This is a genomic window from Micromonospora sp. NPDC049089, assembly GCF_040648775.1.
Classification (GTDB): domain Bacteria; phylum Actinomycetota; class Actinomycetes; order Mycobacteriales; family Micromonosporaceae; genus Micromonospora.
In genome coordinates this window covers 1-3534 of the sequence record NZ_JBEZEH010000348.1, presented here as the reverse complement: position 1 = coordinate 3534, position 3534 = coordinate 1, and the positions used below count along the sequence as shown (strand labels likewise).

The 3534-nt window shown below is 70.3% G+C and carries 3 protein-coding genes; all 3 read right to left on the bottom strand.

Features of this window, described 5'->3' with window-relative positions:
* Positions 1-457 (bottom strand): ABC transporter permease (locus tag AB0B48_RS32425; RefSeq protein WP_357208309.1); only part of this gene is annotated, 457 nt, incomplete at its 3' end.
* Between the two features lie 6 nt (positions 458-463).
* Positions 464-2125 carry an ABC transporter substrate-binding protein gene (locus AB0B48_RS32420; RefSeq protein ID WP_357208306.1) on the bottom strand — a complete coding sequence of 554 codons (1662 nt, stop codon included), beginning with the start codon at positions 2123-2125 and terminating at the stop codon, positions 464-466.
* Between the two features lie 116 nt (positions 2126-2241).
* On the bottom strand, positions 2242-3429 hold the full coding sequence (locus AB0B48_RS32415; protein WP_357208303.1) for an MFS transporter: 1188 nt from the start codon (positions 3427-3429) through the stop codon (positions 2242-2244).
* Positions 3430-3534: the final 105 nt, after the last annotated feature.

The following is a 3534-nucleotide window of genomic DNA, read 5'->3' as shown; positions in this document are numbered from 1 at the left end:
GGATCGCCAGCAGGCCCAGCCAGAAGTGCGGCACCGACAGGCCGATCAGGGCCAGGCCGTTGGCAAGCCACTCCGCCGGGCGTCCACGACGGACCGCCGCGAGCACCCCGGCGCCGACGCCGAGCGCCGCCGCGATGAGGATCGCCAGGACGGACAGCTCGACGGTCACCGGCAGGGCGGTCGTGAGCATCGAGGAGACCGGCGTGCCGGTGCGGATCGACACCCCGAAGTCGCCCTGCGCCATGCGCTCCACGTACTGGGCGAACTGCACGGGCAGCGGCTGGTCCAGCCCGTAGTGCCGACGGATGGCCTCCAGGGCCTCCGGCGACCGGTCCTCGCCGGCCAGGGCGAGGGCCGGGTCGCCGGGCAGCGCCCGTACGCCGACGAAGACAACGATCGTCGACAACAGCAGTGTCAGCGCCGACTGCCAGGCGCGGGTGAGCAGATATCGGGCCACGACGGCCTACTTGCCGAAGCCGGCGAAGGCCGCCCGGATCACGCCGTCGGGGTAGACCTGGAGGCCCTGGATCTGCTTGCTGACGGCGGTCAGGTTGCGCTGCCGGTAGAGGTAGATCAGGGCGTCGTCCTGCTGGAGCAACGTGACCGCCTGCCCGTACAGCTTCCTGCGCTCCTCGACGTCACCGGCCTGGCGGGCCTGGGTCAGCAGGGTGTCGAGCTGCGGGTTGCTGTAGCCGGCGACGTTCTGGCTGGCGCCGGTGCCGACGAAGTTCGTGATGTTGGCGTCCGGGTCGATCCGGCCGCTCCACCCCAGTTGCAGCAGCTCGAAGTTGCCGCGGTCCTGCTCGTCGAGGAGCGACGAGTACTCCACCGGGTTGATCTTCAGGTCGAATCCGCCGTCCTTGACCATGGACTGCAACGCCTGCGCGAGACGCAGCGTGTCGGGCGTGTTCGAGGCGAGCATCGTGACCGCGTACGGCGTCTGCACGCCGGCCTCGGCCAGCAACTGCTTGGCCTTGGCGGGGTCGTGCGCCGGGCAGGTCTGCGCCTCGGGGGACGAGAACGTGCTCGCGGGCGAGATCGGGGAGCAGGCGGCGGCGTGCAGACCGTTGAAGACCGCGTCGACCAGGGCCTTGCGGTCGATGGCGTGCTCGAAGGCCTGCCGCACCTTGGCGTTCTGGGCGAGGGGGCGGTTGATGGGCTTCGCCGCGGTGCCGACGCCGTCGACGTTGCCGACGTTGATGGTCAGGCCCTGGTAGCCGAGGGACTGCGACTGGAGGACGGAGACCGCCGCGTCCTGCCGGAGCGAAGCGACGTCCTGGGTGGAGACCGAGTCGGCGACCTGCGCGTCGCCGGAGCGCAGGTTGGCGGCGCGGATGCTGGCGTCGGTGAGGATCCGCCACGAGATGGTGTCCAGGTGCACCTTGCTCGCGTCGTAGTAGTTCGGGTCCCGCACCACCTCGATGGAGTTCTGCGGCACCCGCTTGGCGAACTTGAAGGGGCCGACGCAGACCGGCGCGGAGGCGAAGTCGTCGCCCTTGGTCCGCAGCGCCTGGGCACTCATGATCATGCCGGCCCGGTCGGCGAGGGCCCCGAGCAGCGGCGCGAACGGCTGCTTCAGCCGCAGAACGACGGTCTGCGCGTCCGGGGTGTCGACGCCGTCGATGGGGCCGAGTTCGCTCTTGCGCGCCGACCGGGCGTTGGTGAGGTGGCGTTGCAGGGTGGCCTTCACCGCGGCCGAGTCGAACGCCGTGCCGTCCGCGAAGCGCACGCCGGGCCGCAGCGGAATGGTCACCGTCCGGCCGTCGCCGCTCGTGGTGGGCAGTGCCGTCGCGAGCTGCGGTACGACCTGCGCCTGCTCGTTGACGTCGTAGAGCTTCTGGCACATGGCTTGGAAGACGTAGCGGGAGTAGAGGCTTCTCGACAGCGTCGGGTCCAGCGCGTCGGGCTCGGCGGAGAGGGCGATGACCAGGTTCCCGCCCTGCTTCACGGCGGCGGGGTCGGCGGGCGCACCGAAGGAATCCTGGCCTGCCGACTGGTCGCCGCCGGACGTCCCGCCTTCGTTGTTCGACACCGGCGAGCAGGCGACGACGGTGCAGACGACGACGGCCGCCGCCACGGCGGCCCGGAGTACCCGGCTGGTTTCGCGGACGGAGAGGTTCGTCATGGAGAGCTCCTCAAGTGGGCGATTCGGGGAGCGTATGTTGTATACGATGACCGCCGCAAGACCTCAGTGAATGGCTGACGCGGCACCCCTGGCACCCGGAACAAACCGGCCGGCGATCAGCTCGCGGGCTGTGCCCGGCCGCCCCTGACCAGGCTGAGCAGGACGACCAGCGCGAGCACCGCCACCACCGCGCTGAAGACCTCGCCGGCCGGGCGCAGGCCGATCGTCTGGATCAGCAGACCGACCGCGACCGCCGGCACACCGAGCATGGCGAACAGGATGGCGAAGAAGGTCGACACCGCCTCGGCCCGGTGCTGCGGCTCGGTCTTCATCGTGATCGTCGCGATGCCGTCGCCGACCGCCACCCCGGACGCGACCCCGATGATCGCCGCGCAGATGAGCAGCGTCGTCAGCAACGCCATCCACATGCTGAACGCCAGCAGGCCCGCCCCCACCACCAGGCCGGCGCAGGCGCTGGCCAGTGCGGCACGCGAGGACAGCACGCGGGTCAGCAGTTGGCCGAACGCCGCACCGGTGAACGCCACGAAGACCACCAGCGCGGCCAGGGTGTGTGAGGTCATGTGCAGGACCATGCCGAGGAACAGCCCGCTCACCGATGTGAGCACCCCGAGGGCGGCGAAGCCCGCACCGGCGGTGATCGCCGAGCGGATGAAGGCACCGCGGATGGTGGCCGGCACGTGCAACCGCTGCACCCGCAGGGTAACCGGCGAACGTTCCCGGACCGTCTCCGGCACCCCGCGCAGCGCGATGATCGCGACCACCGCCAGGACCAGCACGATCACCCAGGGCAACCGGAGCGGTTCGGGTGCCACGTCCGACACGATCCCGGACAGCAGGGTGCCGGTGGCCAGGCCACCCAGGTTCGCGAAGATCGACACGGTGGCGGCACGCTTCGGGTGCCGAGGGTCGATCAGCTCAGCCAACGCCGCTGTCGCCGTACCGATGATCAGCGCGGCGGACAACCCCGCGAGGATCCGGCCCACGATGATCATCGCCAGGTCCACGGCGGCGAGGAAGACGGCGTCGGCGGCGACCGAGAGCAGCAACGCGATGAGGATGACCGGACGTCGGCCGATCTGGTCGGAGAGCCGACCGAAGACCAGCAACCCGACCACGACTCCGAGCGCGTACAGGGCGTAGACCACTGTCACTGTCAACGACGAGAACCCGAACTCCAACTCGTAGAGCGGGTAGAGCGGCGTCGGCACCGTGGTGCCCACGAGCGTGATCCAGAACGCGAACGCGACCCGTACCGCGCCGGACGTGGAACCGGACCGTGTCACCCGTCCAGCATGAATCTCGGTCCCGAGTCGAGGTGCGGCAACGGACCTAAACACCCGCATCAGGTGGCGGCGCACGGGCCGACGGTGCCGGGGTGCGCGCTGTGC

Bases quoted from the DNA above. Each gene is read 5' to 3' on its own strand.
- AB0B48_RS32420 (WP_357208306.1), bottom strand. From the start codon at position 2,125: ATGACGAACCTCTCCGTCCGCGAAACCAGCCGGGTACTCCGGGCCGCC.